This window comes from Bacillus sp. SIMBA_031 (assembly GCF_046535225.1).
GTDB classification, from domain to species: Bacteria; Bacillota; Bacilli; order Bacillales; family Bacillaceae; genus Bacillus; species Bacillus velezensis.
This window is the reverse complement of sequence record NZ_JAWRXC010000031.1, coordinates 1-998: the sequence shown is the minus strand read 5'-3', so window position 1 is coordinate 998 and position 998 is coordinate 1. Positions and strand designations below refer to the sequence as shown.

The following is a 998-nucleotide window of genomic DNA, read 5'->3' as shown; positions in this document are numbered from 1 at the left end:
CTCGTGCTCTCAGACGGTTCCGCGTCCGGCCGGCCGTTTCTGCCGTTTGCCCTCCAGGATATGCAGGTGTTTTCTGCGTGCCGTGAGACGATGTGGGCGGTGCTTTCCTCAAAGGACGGCGCCTATCATATTGAGCTGTGTGATGAACACGGTGCGGTATGTGTCCGATTGACGGGGCTTACCGCCCGTTTTCTGGAAGAGGAAACGGAGGAAAAACCGCTCTTGCTTCAGCCAAAGTGGCAGGAATCACCGCCGAATGAAGGCGGCGGACAAGAAGAGTCTTTCAGATACGTGACGCTGTATGGCGGAATGAATGCTGAGGACATAAGCGGCGCCGTATGTGCGGCTGACAGCGAAGGTCCGATTGAAGACCGTTATGACGCCTGCGCGGCGGAGCTGTCAGCGATCGTCACGCGTCTTATCAAAGAAAAGCAGAAGAAAAAAACGCTGATCCAGCTTCTTGTCCCCGACAGGGGGGAAGACAATGTATTGGCGGGGCTGGCCGCTTTCCTGAAAACGGCTCACCTTGAACATCCGAAGCTGTACGGCCAAGTCATCCAAGCCGATCCGGACGAGTCAGCATCAGCGCTTCTTGCCAAGCTGAAAGAAAACCGGGTGCATCCTGAACAAGCGGAAATCCGTTATGAAGACGGCAAACGTCTCGTCAGAAACTGGCGTCATCTGCCGGCGCCTCAAAGCGCCGCCGTTCCGTGGAAAGACGAAGGGGTCTACCTCCTCACCGGGGGAGCGGGCGGCATCGGACTGATTTTCGCTGAAGAAATAGCCTCCCGCGTCAAAAATGCCGTCCTCGTATTAACGGGGAGGGCAGAAGTGCTTGATGAAGAGCGCTCCGCCCGCTTACGGCGCTTGGAAGCGTCGGGTGTCCGCGTATTGTATCAACCGGTTGACGTGACAGACAGAGCGGCGGTCATCGCCCTCGTCCGCGGCATACAGGAGGAGCACGGAACACTCGACGGGATCATTCACGGCGCAGGCGT

Annotated in this window: 1 protein-coding gene; it reads left to right on the top strand. The window is 57.6% G+C overall.

Annotated elements, in window-relative coordinates; genetic code table 11:
- On the top strand, positions 1-998 hold a 998-nt coding region (locus tag SB724_RS19360; RefSeq protein ID WP_410572400.1), incomplete at both ends, for an SDR family NAD(P)-dependent oxidoreductase.